This is a genomic window from Arthrobacter sp. 2MCAF14 (genome assembly GCF_052115645.1).
Taxonomy (GTDB): domain Bacteria; phylum Actinomycetota; class Actinomycetes; order Actinomycetales; family Micrococcaceae; genus Arthrobacter.
The window spans coordinates 1-24,882 of record NZ_JBFRHB010000049.1; the positions used below are offsets into that span (position 1 = coordinate 1).

The window sequence follows — 24,882 nt, forward strand, 5'->3', positions numbered from 1 at the left end:
CACTCAGCGTCTTTGACGTCCGTTTTGCGGCCCGGGACGGCCTTCATGTGGGCAGCGTTGAGCAGCCAGCACTCCATCCGCTCTTCCAAGGCGTAGAACACAGGTTTCCAGTAGGTGCTGGTCGACTCCATTGCCGCCAGCGTCACGCCCCGCCCGACCAGTAGGTCCCTCATCAGCTCTAGCGACCGCGTCATGGTCCGGAAAGTGCGCGTCTGCCGTGACGCCCACCGCCCGGCCCCGGGGTGCGCACGCACACGGTCACCGACTTCTTGCCGATGTCCAACCCGGCGACGCGCCCGAACATCACGTCCATCAGAATCACCCATCCTTTGAAGCGAGTATCGATATTGACGCCGCTTGGAGGATCCTCTGATCAGGACACAGACCCACGTGCTTTACCGCAACAATCCGGCACACCCACGGACCCCGCGTCATACACCTCTACGGGCTCACCCCGCACCAGTGTGCGTCGACGTCGCCAAGCGGCACCCACAATTCTCACCCTCCTGCACACGGAAGGAACTTCCCCATTTGTTTACACCTCTGGCACCCAAGGCCGGACTCACGCCTATAGCTGTGAAAGCGGACTCGCGGCACGTCATGTAGCGGCGTTGTTAAATGCCAATGAACGAACGTGCGCGGGAAGATCTATGGCGGGTGCGGTGGCGTCGAAGCGATTCGGGTTTCGCAGCGATTCTGCGAAACCCGCTGCGCCAATCACGGCTGGAAACCAGGCGAGCCCCGAGCCACCAATCCAGGACGATGACCATGTCCATCGCCCGGCTGTCGGCGCAGTCGGGCCTGAGGTACCTGTTCAAGACCACGATGATGGACGACCGGTCCCCCTCACCGCGCGATGCAACAACGTACTACATGAACACGGGCACACCTCAGGGGCGCTGGATTGGGGCCGGGCTGGCCGGGATCGGCAGGGAAGCCGGAGACGCGGTCACCGAAGCCGATGCCAGGGCCGTCTTCGATACGGCCACCCACCCGGACACCGGCGTTCCCCTCGGCCGGGCCCACGGCCAGCCCACCCTCGTCCAAAGCAACCAGGGACAGCCCTCAACCCGCCACGCCGTGGTCGGGTTTGACCTCACGTTCAGTGTCCCGAAATCGGTGTCCGTCCTTTGGGCGCTCAGTCCACGACACCAGCAGGACCGGATTCTCCGACTCCACCACGACGCCATCGACGCGACCATGGCCTGGCTCGAGGATCTCGTCATTCACACCCGTGCAGGGCGCAACGGCGTCGCACACCTCGGAACCCGGGGCGCGGTCGCTGCCGCCTTTGACCACTGGGAATCACGCGCCGGGGATCCGCAACTGCACACCCACGTCGTGATCGCCAACAGGGTCCAACGGATCACCGACGGCGCCTGGGCCACCCTGGACTCCCGCACCCTCTACAAGGCGGCCGTTGCGGCGAGTGAGCACTATAACGGGCTGCTCTTCGACGCCCTCAAGAACGGCCTTGGCACCGATACCGTCATCCGCACCCCCTCAACCAGCACGCACAACCCCGCAGCCCAGCTCACAGGCATCGACGAGGCACTGATCTTCGAATTCTCTCACCGCTCCCGACTGATCGACCTCGAAACGGACCGCCTCGTAAAGGGATGGGAAACCACCCACGGCGCCGGCCCCACCGCAACCCAGACCGTGAAACTCCGCCAGCAGGCAACCCTCTCCACCCGAACCCCGAAACCGGAGACCATCGCACCGCTGCATGAACTCTCGGCCCGGTGGCGGGCCCGCGCCGCCGCGCAAGCCTTCAACCCCGCACAGGTCCTCGCCTCCACCATGCATCGTTCACGGACCGAACCCTTCCGTAGCTCCGATTTCACCCAAGACTGGATCGACGCCGTCGGGACTCTCACCCGGGAGCGGGTCGCGGCCAAACGCGCCACCTGGAACCGGTGGAACCTGCTCGCCGAAGCCGAACGGGTCTGCGCCGCGATCCGCTGCCACACACCAGAGGACCGCAGCGCGATGATCGATGCCGTCGCCACCGCCGCGGAGACCCAGTCGGTCCCCCTGAATGAGTACCGGTACAGTGTCCCAGCGGACGCGCAAACCGATCTGCGCCACGGCGTCCGGAGCGTCTTCGACTTCCACGGGACCCGTCTTTACACCGACACCAGGACCCTCGCCGCCGAGGAGGCAGTCATGGGCGCAAGGAACGACGACGGCGGCCCGGCCATCCGCCCGGCCCTCGCCATGAAGCAACTCACCGGATACAAGCACCACGGCCGTTTCGTCCTGTACGCTGACCAGCGCGCCGCCGCGGCCAAGGTCTTGCTGAGCGGCAACAGGCTCGATGCCGTCGTCGGCCCGGCCGGCACCGGCAAAACCACCACCCTCGGCGCCGTGAAAGCTGCATGGGAAGCCGAAAACGGGACCGGAAGCGTCCTCGGCCTCGCACCCGCCGCCGCGTCCGCAGACGTTCTAGGCCGGGAACTGTCCATGGCCACGGAGAACGTCGCGAAATGGCTCCACGAATCCGCCGGCGCCGGGGCAGGCCGCCGCGCCGCACGATTCTTCGCCGTCGAACAACGCCTGAACAACGCCGGCGCGTCGAATACCCAGCTGGCGCAGGAAGCCACCCGCTTGGCGGCGGAGCAGAACCGGTGGCGGTTCCACCCGAACCATCTCGTCATCATCGACGAAGCCTCCATGGTCCCCACCCTCCAACTAGCCGCCCTCGTGCACCAAGCCCGGGACGCCGGCGCCAAAGTCCTCCTCGTCGGCGACCCGGCCCAGCTTGATGCCATCGACGCCGGCGGCGTACTCGGCTGGCTGGATCGCCAAGGCAAAACCACCCGCCTCAGCACCATCCGGCGCTTCCACCACGTTTGGGAACGAAATGCATCGCTGAAGCTCCGGGACGGCGACGTCGCTGCTGTGGCCGAATACGACGAGCACCAGCGAATAAGGCATGGCGCGTACCTCGACATGGTCGACCAGGCCTACCTCGCCTGGCAGCACGACATCGACGCCGGAAAATCCTCCATCCTCATTGCCGCCGACAACGACACGGTCGCCATCCTCAACGAACGCGCGCAGGCAGACCGGGTCATCCAAGGAACCGTGGACGCCGAACACAGGGCTCCCCTCAGCAACGGACAACGGGCCGGGCGCGGGGACACGGTCATCGCACGCCGCAACGACCGCACCATCACCGATAGCAACGGCGACTTCATCCGCAACGGCACCCTGCTCGACGTCGTACGTGTTGGGCGGCGCGACGGCTCCCTCTCGGCTGTCCGCAGGGACACCGGGGCTACACTCACCCTGCAGCGCGACTATGTTCAGTCCGCTCTCGAGCTCGGATACGCGACAACGGCCCACCGCTCCCAAGGGATCACCACCGATACCGGGCACACCGTCATCACGCAAGGCCGGCTGACCCGCGAACTACTGTATGTCAGCATGACCCGCGGCCGCGGGGGCAACCACGCCTACGTCAGCGAAAACAACCCCGGCGACGAGGAGCCGCTGGATCCATCCTTGCAACCGCAATGGCGAGAGATCCTCGGAGAAGTGCTGGCTGCTGAAGGTGCCGAACGAACCGCCCACGAAGTCCGCGAGGCCGAACAGTCGAGTGCCGACACTCTCGAACGGCTCAGCGCCGAGCACGACTACCTGGCCCAGATCGCAGCCGCCAAGGACCTGACACGGTTCCTGCAGGTTCACGCCCCAGCAAAAGTTGACGAGTTTCAGCAGTCACCGTCATGGGGCGCCACCGTGGCAGCCTGGCACCGAGCCACCGCAATCAGCCGACCAGGCGCTCAACGGACCATCGGAGCCGCCCTGGAAACGAGCGCGGGCGCGAAAGACGTCGCCGCCATCATCCACACCCGGCTCCTCAACTTCGCATCCGGCATGCCCGCGGTGGATCGTGCCATCATCCCCGAAACAGTCCACACCGATCGGCCCGACCTCGCCGAGATGATCAAACAAGTAACCCAACGGACCAAACGCAGGGCGCTCATCGTCACCAAAGCCGCACTCACGCGGGACACCGAATGGAAGCGAAACCTCCTCGAAACGCTCCCGCAGAACACGATCACGGAAGACACAGCCCGCTTGCTCGGCAGGATAGCCATCTACAGGGACAGATGGGGTATCAACGACTCACCCCTCCCACTGGGACCCACGCCAGCAGACCATGAATGGGAACGGAAATCGCAACATGACAGCATTCAGGACCTCATCAACCAGGCTGCGCCCCGCCACGGGCCGCAACAGCCCCCGGGCCCGTGGCTGGAAGATTCGATTTCCCGACAAACCAGCCCTCTTACTGTCGGTTGGCAGCTCTGACATCAAGATTGCTGTGCTCGTCCGCACGGTCATGCCGTCTGTACCTTTGTCTCCCATGAAGTAGGAACACAGCCTGGCCGCGCGTCAGGCGAACAGAACCGTGGATGAAGACGGAGACTCCAATGACAACGACGCCAAAACGCAACCAACCCGTCGAAGTTGACGAACATTGGCTAACTCCGAAAGAGATCTGCGCACGGCTTCAGATCCCCGAACAGACCTTCTACCAATGGCGGGCAAAGCACGTCGGACCACCGGCGTACCGTATCGGCCGACACCTTCGAATCAGCCACGCCGATTTTGTTGCTTGGCTGTCGCTTCACGCGGAGTCATAGACGGCACGAGGCCTGGCGCAGGACCAATGAGCCGATACCCTCTGCCGCTTGGGACGTGGGGGACAATACGAACCGAGCGGGCAACAGCAAAGACGTGGCGCGCCCGAACCAATTTCCGCGACATGGACGGCAAGCTGCGGCAGGTAGAGGCCCGCGGACCATCAGCCGCGGGCGCCCGACGGAACCTGCAAATAAGACTCCAGAAACGCAGCACCCCGCGCAAGGGCCTGATCGCGTCCACCGACAAGATCAGCCAGCTCGCGGACCTCTACCTCCTGGAACTGGACCGCTCCGACAAAGCATCACGGACCAAGGACAAGTACTCATTCACCGTCAAGAAGTACATCGCGCCCGCTCTTGGGTCCATCAGGATCGGCGAAGCGACCTCCGGGGTTATCGACTACTTCATTCGGGGCGTCGTGGACAATGCCGGACCGGCCACGGCCCGGACCTGCGGGGCCGTGCTCTCCTGGATGTTCAAGATCGCCCGCCGGCACGACGCCGTCACGACCAACCCGGTCCTCGGGATATCCATCCCTCGCACACCCTCGGCCAAGCCCCAGGGGTTGGCCCCCGAACAATTCCTGGATTTGCGGTCCAAGCTCATTGCCTGGGAAAACGAGCCTGCACTCGGCCGTACGCGGACACGAGAACTCCATGAAATCGCCGATTTCCTCATTTTCACAGGCCTCCGGGCAGGCGAACTCTTTGCGCTTCGATGGGAAGACATCGAGCTCGACGCCACTCCTCCGACCGTCTTCATCAACGCAACAGTCATCCGGACATCCACCGGCGGCGTGAGGATTCAAGACCATCCCAAGTCACAACATGGCATCCGCCATGTCACGGTTCCCGATTTCCTCGTGGACAGGCTTCGTGAACGGCCGAGTCGTCAGGACCCCACAACAAATCCGCTCAACCTCGTCTTCCCGTCCACCACCGGTACGGTCTGCGACCCGAACAACGTCGGCAAAACGTGGCGGAAAGCGGCTGACGCCATCGGCTACCCCTGGGTGACGCTCAAGACCTTCCGCAAGGCAAACGCCACCATCATCGCCCGGACGATGGGAGTCGAAGCAGCGGCATACCAAGCAGGCCACTCCAAGGTTTCGATGACGCAGAAACACTACGTCGAGGAATACAAAGAAGCCCTGGACACCCGCGGCGCACTCAACGCCTTCAACCCCGACCCACCAAAGCCCTCGGGCATGGGCGTGTAGCCTCGCGCGGACTCAGTTCGAAGCTGAATCTAGTGAGTTTATAGTGAGTCACGGTTGGAATGAGCACTTTTGCTCGTCCTGCCGGAACAAACCCGCAGGTCAGCGACCTATTAAGAGCCCCCTGTCGGATTCGAACCGACGACCCCCGCTTTACAAGAGCGGTGCTCTGGCCAACTGAGCTAAGGAGGCACGCCCCGGCACGCCGGAGCTGGCTGCCCCGGCGGACCGGGACGAATGCCCCGGCAAGCCGGAGCTGGTTGCCCGGCGGACCGGGACGAATGCCGCGGCAAGCCGGGGCTGGTGCGCGCGAGCGCTAGATAAGGGTAGCCCAAGACCTCCCGCCCACGGAAATTCCGCGAGGGCCGGCACCCGGCACCGGCCAGCGGACGGGAGGCCTAAGCCTCGATAACTACTTCTTTGCTGCGACAGCTGCATTCAGGACGGTCATGAAGTCCGCCTTGTTGTCCCATTGCTGGCCGTCAATGAAGACCGTGGGCGTGCCGGAGATCCCGATATTCTTGGCCTCCTGAGTGACCACCTTGACGAACGGCCGGTACGTCTTGTTGTCGATGCAGGAGTCGATGTTGGCCGATCCGGCTTGGGTGGCCAACTTCTTGAGGTCGTTGTCCGAAATGCCCGCACTGCCCTCGGCGGGCTGCTGTGCGTACAACAGGTCCACGAGTGCCGAGTACTTGTCAGGTGACGTGTTCGCCACACATGCTGCGGCGTTGGCGGCGCGCGAAGAGTAGTTGGTGCTGGAGCTGGCGTCCAAGAAGCCGAACGGACGGTACTCCAGGGTGATCTTGCCGTCGTTGCGCAACTGGGTCAGCTGCTGGCTGTACGTGGTCTCGAAGTTCTTGCAGATGGGGCAGATGAAGTCGATGTAGGCCACAACCTTGACCGGTTTGCCAGCTTCAGCCTCGGCGCCGGGAGCGGTCACGGTGGCGGGCGCGGTGGCCGGGGCCGACGGAAGCGACGCGAGGCTAACGGTGCCGGCGGCCACCTTCGTCACATCGGTGCCCTTCAGCAGCGTCACGCCGCCGTGCACGTTGGCGTTGGCCGGCGTCGGGCCCTGATCGGCGATCGGGGCATTGTTCGCAATGTTCTGGGTGACCACGAGGGCAATGACCGCGAGGATCGCCACGACGGCGACCACAATGCCCCATCCGATGAGCAACTTGTTGCGCTTGTCCTTCTTCAGCTGAGCTTCGCGGATCTCGCGGGCCTTTTCGCGGGCCTGGGCGGTGCGCTCTGCCTTGGACAGGCGTGGTTCGTTTGCGGGGCTCATCAGTTCCTCGTGATTGATCGACGGCGTTGGTTGTAGCAATGGCAACGGGGCCAGTTTACGGGAGAAGACCGGCAGCTTTGCTGGGGTCTTCGACTCCAGTCTGAGGAACGAGCAAGTGTCGTTGATGATTCCCGCCGGTAGGGTGGGAGATGAGTCACAAGCAACCCCAGGGGGCAGCAATGCAAGAAACGGCAAGCGAAAAAATCGACAGCGCACCCGAAGGCAAACAGGCTCCACCGACCCGGAAACACGATTTCATGGTGGTCTCCAACCGCCTTCCGGTTGACCGTTACCCTAGCGATGACGGGGAAAACAGCGAGGAAGGTTGGCGCCGCTCCCCCGGCGGGCTAGTGACTGCCCTTGCGCCGATGATGACCAAGACCGACGGCGCGTGGGTGGGCTGGCACGGCGCCCCGGACGAAGCGTTGGAACCCTTCAGCCACGGCGGCATGGACCTGATTCCCGTGGACCTCAGCACGGACGATGTTGAGCTCTATTACGAAGGCTTCTCCAACGCCACCCTCTGGCCGCTCTACCACGACGTCATTGCCCCGCCGGAGTTCCACCGAACATGGTGGGAAAGCTACCGTCGGGTCAACCGGCGGTTCGCCGACGCGGTCATCCAGCACGCGGACCACGGAGCCACTGTGTGGGTACAGGACTACCAGCTCCAGCTCGTGCCACGTATGCTCCGCCAGGCGCGCCCGGACCTGCGCATCGGGTTCTTCAACCACATCCCGTTCCCGCCTCCGGAGATCTTCGCCCAATTACCGTGGCGCCAGGCCATCATCGAAGGCCTGCTCGGCGCTGACCTGGTGGGTTTCCAGCGCCCTAGTGACGCGGCAAACTTCATGCGCTCGGCACGCCGCTTCATTGGCGCAAGCGTCAAACAGCAACAGATCCACGTCAAAGGAACCGATGGCCGGATCACCCATATTGCCCGCGCACAGGCCTTCCCGATCTCCATCGCCGTGGATCAGATCAGCGAACTCGCTGAGCGCCCGGACATCATCGATCGTGCCCGGCAGATCCGCCAGGACCTCGGCAACCCCAAAACCATCCTCTTGGGCGTGGACCGCCTCGACTACACCAAGGGCATCCCCCATCGTTTGAAGGCCTTTGAGGAACTCCTCAAGGAAGGACGGCTCACCGTGGAGGACGCCACACTGATCCAGGTGGCGAGCCCCAGCCGCGAGCGCGTGCGGCAGTACAGACTCCTGCGTGAAGAAATTGAAGGCACCGTGGGCCACATCAACGGCAGCTACGACACGATGCAGAACACCGCCGTTCGCTACCTCCACCACAGCTACCCGATCGAGGAAATGGTGGCACTGTATCTCGCGGCCGACGTCATGCTGGTGACGGCATTGCGCGACGGTATGAACCTTGTGGCCAAAGAATATGTCACAGCCCGGACCAACAACACGGGCGCCTTGGTTCTCAGTGAATTCACTGGCGCGGCCGATCAACTCAAGCAAGCACTCCTCATGAACCCGCACGACATCGACGGTCTCAAAAACACCATCATGAGGGCCGTGCACCTGCCCCCGAACGAATCACGCCGCCGGATGAAGTCCATGCGCAAGCAGATCCTCGACCACGACGTCGATCATTGGTCAGCCGAATTCCTCTCGGCCCTGGCAGAAACCGTGGTGCGCGATGACTCCTGAGACAGCAGCCACTCCCCCGCCGAGCCTGACGCCCGAACTGCTCGACGCCGTCCGCAGGATCGCGCGAACCGACCACCTCTTGGTGGCCATGGACTTTGACGGCACTATCTCCCCGATCGTGGACCACGCCGACGCCGCGCGCCCGCTACAACGCTCAGCCGCCGCTTTCGCTGAACTCGCCAAACTACCGAGGACGACGACGGCCCTCATCTCCGGGCGGGCACTGGCCAGCCTGCGGGCGGTCGCCTCGCCTCCCGAGGCCACGCTGCTGATAGGCAGTCACGGCGCAGAGGCCTGGATGGGCCCCGGCTCGGCGGAACTCCGGCTCGACGACGCGCAAAGGGGTCTCCTCGCCGAAGTCCGCGAGGTCCTGGCCGGAATCTCGCAGGAAGCTCCGGGGACCGTCCTCGAGGACAAGCCAGCCGGCGTCGTACTCCACACCCGGCGAGCCGCCGATGACGTGGCGGAGGACGCCGTCGCGGCCGCGCGGACGGTGCTTGAAGGCCGACCGGGGGTCTTCCTCAAGAACGGCAAGCGGGTCCTTGAGGCCTCCGTAGTTCACTCCTCCAAAGGCGAGGCAGTCGAGTTCCTGCGCCAGGCCACCTCCGCCACCGGGATCCTTTTTGCCGGCGACGACGTGACGGACGAGGACGCGATCGGCAGGCTTGGCCCCGGCGACGTCGGGGTGAAAGTCGGACTGGATTTCACCCAGGCCGAGTTCCGCGTCGAAGCCCCTGTCCACGTCGCCGAACTCCTGGAGGCGGTCCTTCGCGAACGTCGCCGCGAAGTCTCGGGAGACTCATCTCACATGTGACGTTCGTAACATTTAGGCGAATAACCCGAGGTGCTGCCATACTCTTGGTTGTGATGTGGCGCACAACAACCGTGCGGCGTCACTCAGTCTCCCTTGCCCGGGCCCAGCCCAGGGCGGGGAGTCCAACTGAATAAACATGAACCATTCACAACGGATCGTCCGGCACGTACCTGCCGGTGAAGGGATTGATAACTGTGGCAACAGTTACTTTTGATAACGCTACGCGTCTGTACCCGGGCACAGATAAGCCCGCCGTCGATAAGCTCAACATCGACATCGCCGATGGCGAATTCCTGGTCCTCGTTGGACCCTCCGGTTGCGGTAAGTCCACCTCCCTGCGCATGCTCGCAGGCCTCGAGGATGTGAACTCCGGCCGCATTCTGATCGGTGACCGCGACGTCACGGACGTCCCGCCGAAGGACCGCGACATCGCGATGGTCTTCCAGAACTACGCTCTGTACCCGCACATGACGGTCGCGGACAACATGGGCTTCGCACTCAAGATCGCTGGCGTCTCCAAGGAAGAGCGCGCCGAGCGTGTCCGCGAAGCAGCCAAGCTTCTTGACCTCGAGCTTTACCTGGACCGCAAGCCGAAGGCGCTCTCCGGTGGCCAGCGTCAGCGCGTTGCCATGGGCCGCGCAATCGTCCGTAACCCGCAGGTCTTCCTCATGGATGAGCCCCTTTCCAACCTGGACGCCAAGCTCCGTGTCCAGACCCGTACGCAGATCGCATCCCTGACCCGCCGCCTCGGTGTTACCACGGTCTACGTGACCCACGACCAGGTCGAGGCCATGACCATGGGTGACCGCGTTGCCGTTCTCAAGGACGGGCTGCTGCAGCAGGTAGACACCCCGCGCAACCTGTACGACCGCCCGAAGAACGTCTTCGTTGCCGGCTTCATCGGCTCCCCCGCCATGAACCTGCTCGAACTGCCCGTCGTCGACGGCGGCGTCCAGTTCGGTGGCACCGTTTACCCGGTACCGCACGATGTCCTCGAAGAGGCACACGGCAAGACCGTCACGCTCGGTTCCCGCCCGGAAGACCTCGAGACCGTTGGTGCCGGCGAAGGCCTCGAAGTTGAGGTTGACGTCGTCGAAGAGCTCGGCGCCGACGCCTACGTCTACGGCCACACCACACTTGACGGCAAGAGTCACGACATCGTGGCACGCGTCGACGGCCGCCGCCCCCCGATGAAGGGCGAGTCCATCTTCGTTCGTCCGCAGTCGGGCCACGTGCACTTGTTCGACACCAAGTCGGGCCTGCGCCTGGGCGACTAGTCCCCACCAGCCCCCTAACCTCGCTCCGCTTCGGCCAGGGAACCCTGCCGGCGTGGGCCCTAATATCGAACCGACGGCGGCCCTTCCGAGTGGACGGGCCGCCGTCGTCGTTAACAGCAGCCTCCATACGGAAGAATTGACCCCATGACCGAGCAAAGCGGTGCCAAGTGGCATGACGAACCCACCGACTACGCGCAGATCGGCAAACTCCCGCGCACCGAGGCTGCGAGCGCAAATGATGCGGCGCCGCCGGCAAGCGTCATCGGATCGCTCAACATCACCGCCGCGGCGGCGGATCCCGAGCTCCTGGACCTGCCCTGGCACATCGCGCTCGAAGACTGGCCTGCCGCGAACCTGGCCGCCCTGCCCCGCGGCATTTCCCGGCATATCGTGCGTTTCGCGCACCTGGCCGGCTCCGTCATCGCCATCAAGGAAACGTCCGAGCACGTTGCCCGGCACGAGTACCACATGCTCCGCAAGCTGGCACGGATGGATGTGCCTTGCGTCGAGCCGGTTGCGGTCATCACCGGCCGCACCACTGTTGACGGCAGGCCGCTGAACCCCGTGCTGGTCACCCGGCACCTCAAGTTCTCCATGCCGTACCGCGCACTCTTTTCGCAGATGCTGCGCCGGGACACCCTGACAAGGCTTATCGACGCCCAAGCGCTGCTGCTGGTGCGCCTGCACCTTATCGGCTTCTATTGGGGCGACGTTTCCTTGTCCAACACCTTGTTCCGCCGCGACGCCGGCGCGTTCGCCGCGTACCTCGTGGACGCCGAAACCGGTGAGCTGTACCCCGATCTGTCGGTGGGCCAGCGTGAGTACGATCTCGAGATCGCCCGCGTCAACATCGCCGGGGAACTCATGGACCTGCTCGAAGGCGGCCTGATCGAGGAGAAGGTGGACCCGGTGGCGACGTCGGAGCTCATCATGGACTCGTACCGCAGGCTTTGGACCGAACTCACCGAAAAGGAATCCTTCGAGCTCGGCGAACGCTGGCGCGTGGGAGCGCGCATCCGCCGCCTCAACGAACTCGGCTTCGACGTCGAGGAATACGCCATCAAGACCACCGCGGACGGCTCCACCATCCAGCTTCAGCCCAAGGTCGTGGACGCCGGCCACCACCAGCGGCGACTGCTCCGCCTCACCGGCCTGGATGCCCAGGAGAACCAGGCCCGCCGGCTGCTCAATGACATGGATTCATTCCGGGCGGACAACAACCCGGACATGGATGAAGAAATCAGTGCCCATACCTGGGTCAGCCAGATCTTCGAGCCCATCGTCCGGTCCATCCCACGCGACCTCGCCGGCAAGCTTGAGCCGGCGGAAGTGGTCCACGAAGTCCTCGAACACCGCTGGTACATGAGCCAGAAGCAGGACAGCCACATCCCCTTGGCTGAAGCCGTGCAGTCTTACCTGGATACCGTTCTGCGCCACCGGCGTGACGAGGCTGCCATCATGCTCAATCCGGACACGGCGCTGCTCAAGATCCTGGAAGCCGAAACCGAGGAATCCCGGTACGACGAGGACGAATACCCGGATTCGGACGACTAGCGAGTTTTAGGGCTCCAGCGTCTCCGCGAGTCCCCTAAGCACGGGTTCACGCCCGAGCTCGATGTGGGAGTAGGCCAGCGTGTAGGCGAGATCGGCCTTGCCGCCGAGGATGGCGTTGCACAGTTCCATGTGCTCGTCGCGCTGGAGCTCGTTGCTGCGGTTGTGGGCGAGCCCGAAGATCCAGCGCATGCGTCCAAATAACGGCTTGACCGATTCGATGAGCAGCCGGTTGCCGGACAGCCGGACGATTTCGGCGTGGAAGGCCGCACTGAGGCGTACGACGTCGTCGGTCCGGTCGTCGTCGATCGCTTGCCTCGTGTCGTCGAGGAGTTCCTGCAGGCGACCGCCCGGGTCGCCCGCCGCGACGCGGACGGCCGCCATGCGGGCCGCGAACGTCTCCAGGCAGAGCCGCACGTCGAAGAGTTCGTTGACGTCGGTGAGCGTCAATTGGCGCACCACGGCGCCCCGGCGGGGGAAGGTTTCCACGAAGCCGTCCTGCTCAAGGCGTTGAATGGCTTCCCGCACGGGGATTCGCGAAACGTCGTAGAGCTCGGAGAGCTCCCGTTCGCGCAGCCGCGCGCCCTGCTCGTATCTCCCCGCCACGATTCCCTCAAGAACAAGCTGGTAGACCTGTTCGGCCAGGGCTTCGTCGTCGCGGCCAGTCAACGTTTCGGGCATCGGCTTCGGCCACCCTTCCCTTCCCCATCGTCTTGCATTCCACCCGAGCATACACGGGCGGAAACAGAGCTGTTTGGTATTCCAGATAGTGCAATATTTGTGATTTACATCCCACTCAACGTGCCCTAGTCTATTTTTGGTATACAAAAAGTCCGGAGCTTACTCCTTGGATCATGAATCGAGCACCCCCGTTGACCCAGCTACAGTCCACCGTCGAACCAACTGCTGCGAGTCCATCCCCCAGTACGTCCCCGAAGAGATCCACCGCCGAGGCGCGGTCGCTCCTGGCCACGGCCTGGTTGCGGATCCGCCGGAGCAAGATTGCCTTGTTGAGCCTCTGCGTGGTTGTGGCCATCATGTTGTTCGCGATCCTCGGCCCGCTGCTCAGTGCCATGTCCGGCAACGATCCCTTCACCTCCAACACGAGCCCCGACGTCCTGGACGACCTCCAGACGCCCGGATTGCCGCTCCCCGGATACATGTACCCCTCGGCCACCCATTGGCTGGGCGTGGAACCCGGACTAGGCCGTGACCTGTTTGCACGCCTCGCCTACGGTGGCCAGGTATCCCTCACCATTGCCCTGCTGTCCACTGCGGTCTCGGTGGTCCTGGGAACCGTGATCGGTGCAGCCGCGGGCTACTTCGGCGGCAAAACGGACGCCATCATCAGCCGGATCATGGATCTCTTCCTCGCCTTCCCGCACCTCCTGTTGGTCCTTTCGCTGACACCCATCCTGCAGTCACGGCTGCGGGACACCCCGCTCGGCCAAGGCAGCTTCCTCCCGATGGCTTCGCTCGTGATCATCCTGGGCTTCTTCGGCTGGGCATACCTCGCCCGCATCGTCCGGGGCCAGGTGCTGAGCCTCCGCGAGCGCGAGTTCGTCGAGGCTGCGCGGTCTTTCGGCGCCTCGCACTTGAGCGTCTTGTTCCGCCAGATCATTCCCAACGTCATGGGCGTCGTGTTGGTCTACGCCACCATGCTCATCCCCACGAACATCTCCGCGGAAGCCGCGTTGTCCTTCCTCGGCGTCGGCGTCAAGGACCCCACGCCGTCGTGGGGCCAGATGCTCAACGCCGCCCAATCCGGCAACTGGTACCTCAGCGATCCCTGGTTCCTGGCAGTTCCTGGCGCCATGCTCATCGTCACCGTCCTGGCGTTCAACCTGCTCGGCGACGCCGTGCGTGATGCGCTGGATCCCAAGGCATCACGCCACTAATCCCCTTCATATCCGTTCCACCCACCCCTATGAGGAGCACAATGAATACCCCCACCAGAGCGCTGGCCCTTGCCGTGCTGATCGCCACCGCTGCCACAGGCTGCGCGGCGGGACAGAACCAGCCCGGAACTGCCGCCTCCGGCGCTTCGAGCACCGAGCAGGCTCCCGAAGTGGTGAAGCCCGGTTTCACCACCAAGGGCGGCAATATCAACGTCCTGATGTCCTCGGACTTCCAAACCCTGGATCCGGGGAACAGCAACTACGTCCAGACGGCCAACGTCGGCCAGCTGTACTACAGGAACCTCACCATGGCGAAGGAGACGGCGGGCCAGCCGCCCACCATCGTTCCGGACCTCGCCACGGACACCGGTCAGGTGTCCAAAGACGGACTCACCTGGACTTTCACGCTCCAGAAGGGCGTCAAGTTCGAAGACGGCCGCCCCATCACTTCCGCCGACGTCAAGTATGGGATCGAACGCACCTTCGCCCAAGACGTGTACACCCAGGCCCCGCAGGAGCTCAACGCAGCGCTCGACGCCGGCGGCTACAAAGGGCCGTACAAGGATCCTTCCGCTGACCTCAAGGCCGTTGAAACGCCCGACGAACGCACCATCGTTTTCCACTTGAAGAAGCCGTTCGCCGAGTTCCCGGCTTTGGCCTCCCGTTCCAACACCTCGCCTGTCCCGAAGGACAAGGACACCAAGCTGGACTACACCAACCACCCGGTGTCTTCGGGCCCGTACATGGTTGCTTCGTACAGCCGCGGAAAGTCGCTCAAACTGGTCCGTAACCCGAACTGGGATCCGTCCACCGACCCCAACCGCACGGCGCTTCCGGACACCTTCAGTTTCTCGCTCTCCACCTCGCAGGCCACCATCAGCCAGCAGCTGCTGGCCAACTCCGACCCCAATGCCCTCACCTTGGACTCCAACGGCGCACTGCAGACCTCGGATTCCGCCAAGCTTGCTGACGCCCAGGTCAAAGACCGTGTTGCTTCGGGACTGCTCGGCTGCAACGACGTCCTCAGCCTCAACACCGAGAAGATCTCCGATCCCGATGTCCGCAAGGCAATCGCTCTGGCCCTGGACCGCCAGTCCATCCTGGTCCAGTACGGCGGACGTCGCTTCGGAGAACTCACCCAGACCCCGCTCAACGCCAAGATGCGCGGCTACGTAGCCCAGGACCTGGAGATCGACCCCACCGGCAAGCCCAAACTCGAGGAAGCCAAGAAGCTCCTCGAAGGCAAGAACTACCCCAAGACCCTCACCTACGGGTACGCCAACAACCGCGACGCCTACAAGAACACGGGCACCGTGATCCAGCAGAACCTCAAGGCCCTGGGCATCGACGTCCAGCTCGTGCCGATCCCGGCCCCGAACTACTACTCCGTGCTGGCCAGTGACCAGCTGCCGGACATTGCACGCTCAGGCTGGTGCGGCGGCGCCGACCCCGCGTCCGTGCGTACGTCAGCCGACCCCATCCTCGGGCCGAACAACGACGGCACCAGCTACGGCTTCTCCAACACTTCGCGCTACTTCGATCCGCAGATCTCGAAGGCCATGTTCGAGCTCCGGAACACTTCCGGGACCTCGGAAGAACTCGGCAAGAAATGGTCCGAGGAGTTCGGCAACGCCCTGAAGACCTACCCGATCATCCCGCTCGTCCGCAGCCACACCAACAGTGTGGTGGGCTCCAATATCCGCAACGCCCAAGTGGGCTACTTCTTCGGCGGCATCGACCTCTCGATCGTCGGCGTCGAGCACTAACTAATCCACCCATTTAGGCCTATTCACTCCAATCAGGCTAGCCCAGAAGGGACGCGGGCCGCCCGGCCACCACCGGGCGGCCCGCAACCAGCACAATGATCAGATTCATCTTTCGCCGGACAGGCTCCCTGATCCTGCTTCTCGTCGCCGTCAGCTTCATCACCTTCACGCTATTCCAGCTCGGACCTGCCGATCCTGCGTCCGCCGCTTGCGGCCAGGAGTGCACTCCCGAACGCATCGCGGAAGCCCGCGTGGCCCTTGGCATGGACCACCCTTTCCTGATCCAGTACATCGACTACATGCGCGGTCTGGTCTCGCCGCGGATGATCGGCGCTCCCGGAGCGGAATCGATCTGCCACTGGCCATGCCTCGGCAAATCGTTCCAAACCAATGAAAACGTCTCGGACATCATCGCCCGCTCTTTGCCCTACACGCTCTCCATGGCGGTCGGCGCCCTCGTGCTCTGGACCGTATCCGGCGTCGGGCTCGGTTTGCTCGCAGCCCTTCGCAAGGGATCAGCCACGGACAAATTCATCGTCGGCGCAGCGTCCGTTGGTGTCTCGCTGCCTATCCCCGTCACCGGTTTGTTCCTGTTGCTGGTATTCGTCAACCAATTGCACCTCCTGCCCTTCACAACGAACGAGATCAACAGCCCCATCAGTCCGCAAGGCCCGGGGGCCTGGGTGCTCAACTACCTCCTGCCCTGGGTCGCCCTCGCGGTGCTTTTCAGCGCGGCATACATCCGCGTCACCCGGACCAACATGATCGAGACCTTCAGCGAGGACTTCATCCGCACGGCCCGTGCCAAGGGCCTGGCGCCCCGAACAGTGACGTTCAAACACGGCGTCCGGGCGGGCATCACTCCCGTCGTGACCATGCTTGGCATGGACATCGGGCTCCTCCTCGGCGGAGCGGTCCTCACCGAGCAAATCTTCTCCGTCCCTGGACTCGGTTTCACGGCCGTCAGGGCCGCCATTTCCGGCGACCTCCCCGTCACCATGGCCATCACCATGCTGGCCGCTTTCTTCGTCATCGTCGCGAATGTCGTCGTCGACCTCGCCTACGCTGCCATCGACCCCCGAGTGAGGCTCCAATGACCCAGCTCCAACCCAGCCCGGCCGGTCAGCCCGCCACGCAAACCGCGCATGGCGCCACGCGAACCGCGCATCAGGCCGCCGGACCCGGCGCGTTCCTGGACGTCCGCAAGCTTTCGGTGAAGTTCCCCACCGACGACGGCCTTGTCTCGGCGGTCAACGGGATGGATTTCTCCTTGGAGCGCGGGCAGACCCTCGGCATCGTCGGGGAATCAGGGTCCGGCAAGTCGGTCACCAGCCAGGCGCTCATGGGACTCCTCAAGGGAACCTCCGCCAGAGTCACCGGCCAGGCGTTGTTCCAAGGCAAGGACCTTGTCACACTGCCCGAATCCGGCATGCGGCAGCTTCGCGGCCGGAACATCGGGATGATCTTCCAGGATCCGCTCTCGGCCCTGCATCCCTTCTACACCGTGGGTCATCAGATCGCCGAGGCCTACCTCGTCCACAACAAGGCGAGTAAGAAGCAGGCCCGCACAGCCGCCGTCGACATGCTCGGAAGGGTGGGCATTCCCAGCCCCGAGCAGCGCTACGACGAATACCCGCACCACTTCTCCGGGGGCATGCGCCAACGCGCCATGATCGCCATGGCCCTCATCTGCGAGCCGGAACTGCTCATCGCGGACGAACCCACCACTGCCCTGGACGTCACCGTGCAGGCGCAGATCCTGGACCTCATGTCAGGGCTCCAGGAGGAGACCAACTCGGCCCTCATCCTCATCACCCACGATCTTGGCGTGGTGGCCGAAGTCTGCGATTCCGTGCTGGTCATGTACGGCGGGCAATGCGTCGAATCGGGCCCCGTGGACGAGATCTTCTACGACACACAGCACCCCTACACCTTGGGCCTGCTCAAATCGATGCCCACGCTGAGCAGTTCCTCGGGCAGGCTCAACCCCATTCCGGGCCAGCCGCCGTCGCTCCTTGACCTCCCGAAAGGTTGCATTTTCAGCGCCCGGTGCGAATACGCAGACCTCGCCGGCGAAGGCGTATGCGCGAGCCAGCGGCCGGAGCTCGTGGTCGAAGACGGCCACCGCAAGCGCTGCCACCTGAGCGGCCCCCAGATCGTCACCATTCGGAATACGCGTTAGGACCCGTCATGGACACGCAGGCAATTCTCCAGGTGGAGAACCTCCAGAAGCATTTCCCCATCAAGGGTGGACTCTTCTCCCCCACGGGATCAAAAACCGTCAAAGCGGTCGACGGCGTCTCCTTCAGTCTCGCGCGCGGCCAGACTTTGGGGCTCGTGGGTGAGTCGGGCTGCGGAAAGTCGACCACCGGACGCATGGTCGCGCGGCTCATGGATCCAACCGGCGGGAGGATCCTGATCGACGGCGCGGACATCAGCCAGCTGGGCGGCCGCGATCTGTACACCTTCCGCCGCAAAGTACAAATGATCTTCCAAGATCCCTTCGCCTCGCTCAATCCACGTCAAACCGTGGGCACGACCATCGCGGCGCCAATGCTGGCGCAAAAGATCAACCCGGCCAGCGGCCTCAAGAACCGGGTCAAGGAACTCCTCGAACAAGTGGGCCTCAAGCCCGAGCACTACAACCGTTTCCCGCACGAGTTCTCCGGCGGACAGCGCCAGCGCGTGGGAATCGCGCGGGCTATTTCGCTGAACCCCTCCGTGATTGTGTGCGACGAGCCCGTATCCGCCCTCGATGTCTCGGTGCAGGCGCAGGTGGTCAACTTGCTGCAGGAGATCCAGCGGGACACCGGAGTGGCATACATCTTCATCGCGCACGATCTTTCCGTGGTCCGCCATATTTCGCATGAAGTGGCAGTGATGTACCTCGGCAAGATCGTGGAACAAGGAGCCCGGGAGGAACTGTTCCGGAATCCCCGGCATCCCTACACGCAAGCTCTCCTGTCCGCCGTGCCCTTGCCGGATCCCCGGGCAGCCCGCCAGCAGGAAAAGATCCGGCTGCGGGGAGATCTGCCCTCGCCGGCAAACCCACCCAGCGGTTGCGTCTTCCGCACCCGGTGTCCGTTGTTCGGCACCCTGGGCGCGGAACAGCAGCAACGCTGCATCAGCGAAGTCCCGAGACCAGCCAGCGCGGCTGCCCCGGCCTGCCATCACGCAGGTCTGGAATCTGCAGCTCTCGCTGGTGTGCAATAGATCCAACATCAAAGGAGCAATACATTGAACACCCTGATTCGCGCCGTCCGCCCCTGGGGACAAGCATTGAGCGACGTCCTCATTACGGACGGCAAGATCACCGGCGTCGAACCCCATGCTTCGGCGCGAGCGGTTCCTGGCAACACCGCCGTCGTCGAGGGCCGCGGCCGCCTCCTCGTGCCGTCGTTCTCGGACGTCCATGTGCACCTGGACTCCACCCGCATTGGCCTGCCGTTCCGCGAACACACCGGCGGCCCGGGCGTGTGGACCATGATGATGAACGACCGGCAGAACTGGCGCAACGCCGAGGTCCCCCTACAGGAACGGGTCAACAACACCCTCGGCCGGATGATCGCGCGCGGCACCACCCGTGTCCGTTCGTATGCCCAGATCGACGTCGATTGCCGCCTCGAACGTTTCGATGCCGTGATGGCCGCCAAGGAGCAGTTCAAAGGCCAGGCCGACGTCGACATCATCGCGTTCCCGCAGGCCGGCCTCCTCCTCGAGGACGGCACCGTACCCCTCATGGACCAGGCACTCAAGGCCGGTGCCAACGTTATGGGCGGCATCGACCCCTGCAGCCTGGACCGCGACCCCGCCCGCCATCTGGACATCGTCTTCGGACTGGCCGAAAAGTACCAGGTCCCCATTGATATCCACCTCCACGAGCCCGGCGAGCTCGGCGTCTTCAGCACGGACCTGGTCATCGAGCGCACCCGCGCCCTGGGGATGCAGGGCAAGGTCACCATGTCCCACGCGTACCAGCTGGGCAGCGTCTCCGAGGCCACCACGCGCCGCCTCATCGAAGAGTTCGCCGAGCTGGACATCTCCATGGCGTCCGTGGCGCCGGGCGCCGCCGGTGTGGCGGGCCAGCTTCCCATCCCGCTGCTCGCCGAAGCCGGCGTCCGGATGGGCTTGGGCGAGGACGGCCAGCGCGACTACTGGTCCCCCTACGGCAACACCGACATGCTCGACCGCACTTGGCAGCTCGCTTTCACCCACGGCTTCCGCAAGGACGAGCTCATCGAGCACTGCCTCGCGATCGCCACGGTAGGCGGCGCCAGCATCCTTGACCCGTCCGCCACCCGGCTGAAGGGCACGGCACACCGCCCCGGCGTCGAGGTCGGCGACACCGCCGAACTCCTGCTGCTCGACGGCGAAACGGTCGCCTCCGCCGTCATGGACCGCGGCACCGACCGCACTGTCATCCACCGCGGAAAGGTCGTGGCAGAGCAGCTCGAACTCGTCTAATTCCGCACAAAAAGGCCGGTCCCTCGTTGGGGGACCGGCCAGTTTCATTTGGGTTTAGCGCCCGACGACGGCGGGCTCGCCAAGGTGCTCCATCTCGGCGGCTGCCACCGACACGGCGGGCCCGCGCACGGCGAGGAAACCGGCCATCGCGAGCAGCACCGCTTCCGCGGCCAAGACCCAGAAGGGAACGTCCCAGCCGCCGGACCACTCATGCAGGAATCCCGCCCCCAACGGCCCCAGGGAGGCCAGCGCGAAGCCCAAGCCCTGGCTCATGGCGGATAGGCTGCCAGCGCTCTCTGGCCCTGCCGAGCGGATGACCACCAACGCCATTCCCAGCCCGAAGCCGGCGCTCTGGACGATCCCCAACAGGCCGACCATGAGGAATTGCAAAGCTACGGGCGCCGTCAACACTCCTATCAAAGCCGCCGCGACGAGCAGTCCCAGGCCAGGAGCCATGACCTTCAGAACCGCGCGACGCCCAGCGAGAACGGGAGCCAGCAGGCTCGCGGGCAGCCCTGCGACACTGAACCAAGCCAGGAGCCCTGCTGCGTCGGCCGCCGTCTGGCCCTTCGACACCAGGAACACCGCGAGCCACGAGGTAACGGCGAAATACAGCATGGCTTGCAGCCCGAAGAATGCGGTCACGGCCCAGGCCGTCCGTTGCTTCCGCAGCGGAATGGTGCCGGTTTCCCGCGTGGCGACGCCCGCCGTTGTCGTCTCCTGTAAGACAGCGCCCGACGCCGGTCCGCCGGTCTCGCCGGTCCCGTCGGGACGCCGGGCTGTTTGACCGGCGCGGCGGATCAGCGCGGCCCCTAGCAAGGCGGGGACGGCCCAGACGGCCAGTGCCCAGGCGAGGCTTCCGCCGAACGCTTGCTGCAGCGGCTGGACGAGCCCGGCGCCGAGCGCCGCCCCGAGCCCGAAGCCCATGGTGCACAGCCCCGTCCACCACCCGGTACCGCGGTTTGCTTTGACGATCTGTGGCACCAGCACGCTGGCAGTCATGATGGATGCTCCTGCCAGGAACGTTCCGGGCAGCAACAGTCCGGGCACGAGCACGCGGACAAGCAGCGCGGCGGCCAATGTCAGGAGTGCCGCCGCAACGGCCCTGCCGGTGCCCAGGCGACGGGCCAGCCATGGACCGCAAGGAGCCGAGACGCCGAACGCTAGTACAGGCAAGGCTCCAAGCAGCGGCAGCAAATGCGCGTCGAGTCCGAACCCTGCCTGCAGTTGCCCCATGGTGCCGGCGATCGTCGTAATGGCAGGACGGAGGTTGATGGAGACAATCGCCAGGGCAACGAGTACCCACGCGGTCCTCCGACCGGTCTTGGCGGAAGTACCGCGGCGCGGCGGCTGTGCTTGTCCCATTGACTGCCTCCCTGGAGTCCCAATTTGGTATACCAAATAAGATTAGAGGCATTGCGAATCAAAGTAAACTGGCGTGAAAATCGCAGCTATGTGTGACGCGAGATCTTGACGATCCGATTTGGAATACCAACAGTTTAGATGGCCTTGCCAGGGTTGAGGATTCCGGCTGGGTCGAATAGCTCCTTGATGCGATGCTGCAACTCGCGGATGGGCCCGGGCTGCTCAAGGCCGAGCCAGCGGAGCTTGTACTGCCCCACCCCGTGCTCGCCCGTGATGGTTCCGCCCATCTCCAGCGCGGCATCGATGGAGTCGTCGAGGGCCTTGTTGAGGCGGGTCATGGCGTCCGCGTCCACTTCCATGTCCACCCGGTCCACCCAGAAGGTGGGGTGCAGGTTGCCGTCGCCGGCATGGGCCACCACCTTGAGCTGGACATCGTGGGTAACGGCCATGGCCTCGAGCGCGGCCACGTAGTCGACAAGCCGTGACCTCGGAACGGCGACGTCCTCGCCCACCCGGTATTCATTGTCCACTTCGTCGCCCCGACTCGACCGCCGCATCTCAATGAGTCTCTCGGCTTCCGCATTCGATTCCGCCGTCACCGCGGCGCCGCCGGCAGCGAGCACTTCCCGCACCAGTGCTGCCTCCACGGCAGCTCCGAAACCGTCTGTCTGGATCAGCAGCAGCGACTGTCCACGTTCTCCGAGGTCCGAGCCGTACAGTTCGTCGAGCTGGGCCAGCGTTCCGGCGTCGAGCATTTCCATGATGGCAGGCTGGACTCGTGCCCTTCCGACAGCCAGGACGCCGGCCGCGGCACCGCGGAAGTCCGGATAGAAGGCCGCCACCGTCTGTACCTCGCGGGGCAGGTAGCGCAGGCGCACCGTCACGCCCACCACGATCCCGAGGGTCCCCTCCGAGCCCACAAACAGCGCCGTGAGATCGTATCCGGCCACACCTTTGAAGGTCTGGTGCCCTGTGTGGATCAGCGAGCCGTCGGCCATGACGACGTCGAGCGCCAGCACAGAGTCCCTGGTCACGCCATATTTGGCACAACGCAAGCCACCGGCGTTCGTGGCCACATTGCCGCCGATCGTGGACATTTTGTAGCTCGCGGGATCCGGCGCGTACATCAGGCCGTGTTCACCCGCGGCGGCGTTCAGGTCAGCGTTCACCACGCCGGGTTCGACGACGGCGGTCTCATCATCCGCGTTGAGCTGCAGGATGCGGTTCATGCGTTCCAGGCTGAGTACGATGCACCCCTGGCTGGCGTGGGCGCCGCCGGAAACCCCGGTGCCGGCGCCGCGGGCAACAATCGGAACCCCGTGCTTGGCGCAACCGCGCACCACATGCTGCACGTCTTCAACGGATTCGGCGAACACCACAGCCAGGGGCAGCTGCAAGTCCAAGACTGGTCCCAGGTCTGCCGCATAGCTCGTGCGTGTGTCTTCGTCGACGGCGATTTGCCCTGGAGCAAGGGCGGCCGCTAGCTCATCGATGAACTCGTGAGGGCCTTTGCTCTGCTGGATCTGCCCAGAGTGCGGAATCCGTCGGGCCATGACGATCTCCAACCTCGCTTTGTCCTGCGGATACGGCCGGCTTGCACCGGTGTATTCAAATCCATGCCGCTCATAGAACGCCTTCGCGCGGGCGTTATCCTCGTGGACCCCCAGTTCTATCACGCCGGCTCCAAGCTCGGCGCCTGCTACTGCGCAAGCTTCATCAAGCAACTGGTCAGCCAGTCCCAAGCCCCTGTGTTCAGGTGCAACGTAGACACTGATCAACATGGCTTGAAGAGCCTGGGAAGGATCCTGCGGCTGTTTGACGACCACGCGCATGAGTCCACTGATCCGGCTACCGTCAGTACCGTCATCCGCCACAAGGGTGATACTCGAGTCGCTCGACATCGTGGCTGCGCGCTCTTGCCATTGAGTGTCAGTCTGGCGCCGAGCGGCCGCGAGGCTCTCGACGTAGGCCATCGGGGTGTCCGACAGCATCTCCAACCGGACGTCGCGAAGCAACCGCCAGTCAGCCGCTTGCAGCCGACGGATTCTATTCACTGCCGCCGCCCATGAACCGGACATAGCGATCAAGAACTCCAGGCCAGTCAGCGGCGTAGTCTGCACGAGTCTGCGCTGGGTGTTCGGCGCCTTCCCAGCCGTCGTGCACCAGGCGAACTTCAGTACCTCCGTCAACGGCCCGGAAGGCCACTCGAAGTTCCGTAGACCACATCGCGGTACGCCCCGGATACCAGCTCGCATGGAAGGACAACGGCGGCTGCCAATCGTCGATCGTCCCCCATATCGAGGTACGTCCGTCATCAGCAGTCTCCAGGATCAAATTCTCCTCGAACTCAACGTGCGAACCCGCCCCGTAGACGCTGTGGTCCTCCATCGGCCACCAAAGATGCGGGTGATCAGTGAAGCCCATGAAAGCATGCGCCACCGGCGAAGGCACGACGACGGTGCACACTACCGGGTCCAGCTCACCGGATTGCTCCGGCTGGGGTTCGGAGTCCGGCGCGAGGTGACTAAAGAGGCTCTCCATGTACACCAACTTTACCGCCCAGCGACACCCGCGACTTCGGGCCCGAAGCGCTCCCCCGCAAACGCCCGCTCACATATAACCGGTTCCGGCCGGACGCCCGCTCACATATAACCGGTTCCGACCGGACGCTCGCTCACGTATACCGGGTCCTGGCGGGACGCTCGCTCACATATAGGGGGTCCTGGCCGGACGCTCGCTCACATATAGGGGGTCCTGGCCGGACGCTCGCTCACATATGCCGGGTGCCGGCGGGACGCCGGCTCATTTCTGCTGAGGGCGGGTGGGGGTTGGGGTCCGGTCCGGCTCGAGGGTGAGCGGGGGTTGGCCCCGACCCCGTTATATGTGAGCCGGCGTTGGTGGAAACCGGGTG

At 64.2% G+C, this 24,882-nt stretch carries 19 protein-coding genes, 1 tRNA gene and 1 pseudogene; 13 read left to right on the forward strand and 8 right to left on the reverse strand.

Going from position 1 to position 24,882, the window contains the following annotated elements; genetic code table 11:
- Positions 1–326, reverse strand: a 326-nt coding sequence (locus AB4074_RS22160) for an IS110 family transposase (RefSeq protein WP_441415317.1), incomplete at its 3' end; no start/stop codon positions are given.
- A gap of 442 nt (positions 327–768) precedes the next feature.
- Here AB4074_RS22160 and mobF point away from each other — a divergent pair.
- The 3 genes from mobF (at position 769) to AB4074_RS22175 (ending at position 5,878) form a co-directional block, all read left to right on the forward strand.
- A complete protein-coding gene (gene mobF / locus AB4074_RS22165) occupies positions 769–4,323 on the forward strand; it encodes a MobF family relaxase (RefSeq protein ID WP_441415318.1) in 3,555 nt (1,184 codons plus the stop codon).
- Between the two features lie 122 nt (positions 4,324–4,445).
- Positions 4,446–4,658, forward strand: a complete 213-nt coding sequence (locus AB4074_RS22170) for a helix-turn-helix domain-containing protein (RefSeq protein WP_441415319.1) — start codon at positions 4,446–4,448, stop codon at positions 4,656–4,658.
- Between the two features lie 26 nt (positions 4,659–4,684).
- Positions 4,685–5,878 carry a tyrosine-type recombinase/integrase gene (locus AB4074_RS22175; protein ID WP_441415320.1) on the forward strand — a complete coding sequence of 398 codons (1,194 nt, stop codon included), beginning with the start codon at positions 4,685–4,687 and terminating at the stop codon, positions 5,876–5,878.
- 115 nt (positions 5,879–5,993) lie between these two features.
- Here AB4074_RS22175 and AB4074_RS22180 read toward each other — a convergent pair.
- Together AB4074_RS22180 and AB4074_RS22185 are read right to left on the reverse strand one after the other, a co-directional pair.
- Positions 5,994–6,067: transfer RNA gene (locus AB4074_RS22180), tRNA-Thr, on the reverse strand.
- A 220-nt stretch (positions 6,068–6,287) separates the two neighbouring features.
- Positions 6,288–7,166, reverse strand: a complete 879-nt coding sequence (locus tag AB4074_RS22185; protein ID WP_437772465.1) for a DsbA family protein — start codon at positions 7,164–7,166, stop codon at positions 6,288–6,290.
- A 179-nt stretch (positions 7,167–7,345) separates the two neighbouring features.
- On the opposite strand from AB4074_RS22185, the gene AB4074_RS22190 reads away from it, so the two are divergent.
- The 4 genes from AB4074_RS22190 (at position 7,346) to AB4074_RS22205 (ending at position 12,481) form a co-directional block, all read left to right on the forward strand.
- On the forward strand, positions 7,346–8,836 hold the full coding sequence (locus AB4074_RS22190; RefSeq protein WP_441415321.1) for an alpha,alpha-trehalose-phosphate synthase (UDP-forming): 1,491 nt from the start codon (positions 7,346–7,348) through the stop codon (positions 8,834–8,836).
- The gene (gene otsB, locus AB4074_RS22195; RefSeq protein WP_441415322.1) at positions 8,826–9,650 is read left to right on the forward strand and encodes a trehalose-phosphatase; all 825 of its coding nucleotides are present in this window, start codon (positions 8,826–8,828) and stop codon (positions 9,648–9,650) included. Before AB4074_RS22190 ends, otsB begins: the two co-directional genes overlap by 11 nt.
- Positions 9,651–9,844: 194 nt before the next feature.
- Complete coding sequence (locus AB4074_RS22200) at positions 9,845–10,927, forward strand: ABC transporter ATP-binding protein (protein WP_234751365.1); 1,083 nt, start codon at positions 9,845–9,847, stop codon at positions 10,925–10,927.
- A 144-nt stretch (positions 10,928–11,071) separates the two neighbouring features.
- Positions 11,072–12,481, forward strand: coding sequence for a DUF4032 domain-containing protein (locus tag AB4074_RS22205; RefSeq protein WP_441415323.1), 1,410 nt, complete (start codon positions 11,072–11,074; stop codon positions 12,479–12,481).
- 6 nt (positions 12,482–12,487) lie between these two features.
- Here AB4074_RS22205 and AB4074_RS22210 read toward each other — a convergent pair whose 3' ends face one another.
- Positions 12,488–13,159, reverse strand: a complete 672-nt coding sequence (locus AB4074_RS22210; RefSeq protein WP_441415324.1) for a GntR family transcriptional regulator — start codon at positions 13,157–13,159, stop codon at positions 12,488–12,490.
- A 173-nt stretch (positions 13,160–13,332) separates the two neighbouring features.
- On the opposite strand from AB4074_RS22210, the gene AB4074_RS22215 reads away from it, so the two are divergent.
- From AB4074_RS22215 to AB4074_RS22240, 6 genes are all read left to right on the forward strand, one after another.
- Complete coding sequence (locus tag AB4074_RS22215; protein ID WP_441415325.1) at positions 13,333–14,376, forward strand: ABC transporter permease; 1,044 nt, start codon at positions 13,333–13,335, stop codon at positions 14,374–14,376.
- 41 nt (positions 14,377–14,417) lie between these two features.
- On the forward strand, positions 14,418–16,142 hold the full coding sequence (locus AB4074_RS22220; protein ID WP_441415326.1) for an ABC transporter substrate-binding protein: 1,725 nt from the start codon (positions 14,418–14,420) through the stop codon (positions 16,140–16,142).
- Positions 16,143–16,237: 95 nt separating this feature from the next.
- Complete coding sequence (locus tag AB4074_RS22225; protein ID WP_441415327.1) at positions 16,238–17,239, forward strand: ABC transporter permease; 1,002 nt, start codon at positions 16,238–16,240, stop codon at positions 17,237–17,239.
- Positions 17,236–18,324: an ABC transporter ATP-binding protein gene (locus AB4074_RS22230; protein ID WP_441415328.1), complete on the forward strand. Its 1,089-nt coding sequence runs from the start codon at positions 17,236–17,238 to the stop codon at positions 18,322–18,324. The genes AB4074_RS22225 and AB4074_RS22230 overlap by 4 nt, the downstream gene beginning before the upstream one ends.
- Before the next feature lie 8 nt (positions 18,325–18,332).
- A complete protein-coding gene (locus AB4074_RS22235; protein ID WP_441415329.1) occupies positions 18,333–19,355 on the forward strand; it encodes an ABC transporter ATP-binding protein in 1,023 nt (340 codons plus the stop codon).
- A 24-nt stretch (positions 19,356–19,379) separates the two neighbouring features.
- Entirely contained in the window at positions 19,380–20,606 is a 1,227-nt protein-coding gene (locus AB4074_RS22240) for an amidohydrolase family protein (protein ID WP_441415330.1), read from the forward strand.
- Positions 20,607–20,660: 54 nt separating this feature from the next.
- Here the strand turns inward: AB4074_RS22240 and AB4074_RS22245 are convergent, their stop codons facing one another.
- The 4 genes and pseudogenes from AB4074_RS22245 to AB4074_RS22260 form a co-directional block, all read right to left on the reverse strand.
- On the reverse strand, positions 20,661–21,971 hold the full coding sequence (locus AB4074_RS22245) for an MFS transporter (protein WP_441415331.1): 1,311 nt from the start codon (positions 21,969–21,971) through the stop codon (positions 20,661–20,663).
- Between the two features lie 134 nt (positions 21,972–22,105).
- On the reverse strand, positions 22,106–23,524 hold the full coding sequence (locus AB4074_RS22250; protein WP_441415333.1) for an FAD-binding oxidoreductase: 1,419 nt from the start codon (positions 23,522–23,524) through the stop codon (positions 22,106–22,108).
- A 54-nt stretch (positions 23,525–23,578) separates the two neighbouring features.
- A pseudogene (locus tag AB4074_RS22255) lies at positions 23,579–24,049 on the reverse strand (GNAT family N-acetyltransferase); the annotation flags it as partial.
- Positions 24,018–24,512 (reverse strand): hypothetical protein, encoded by a 495-nt coding sequence (locus AB4074_RS22260; RefSeq protein WP_441415332.1) that lies wholly within the window; start codon positions 24,510–24,512, stop codon positions 24,018–24,020. The pseudogene AB4074_RS22255 and the gene AB4074_RS22260, both read right to left, overlap by 32 nt.
- Between the last annotated feature and the right edge of the window lie 370 nt (positions 24,513–24,882).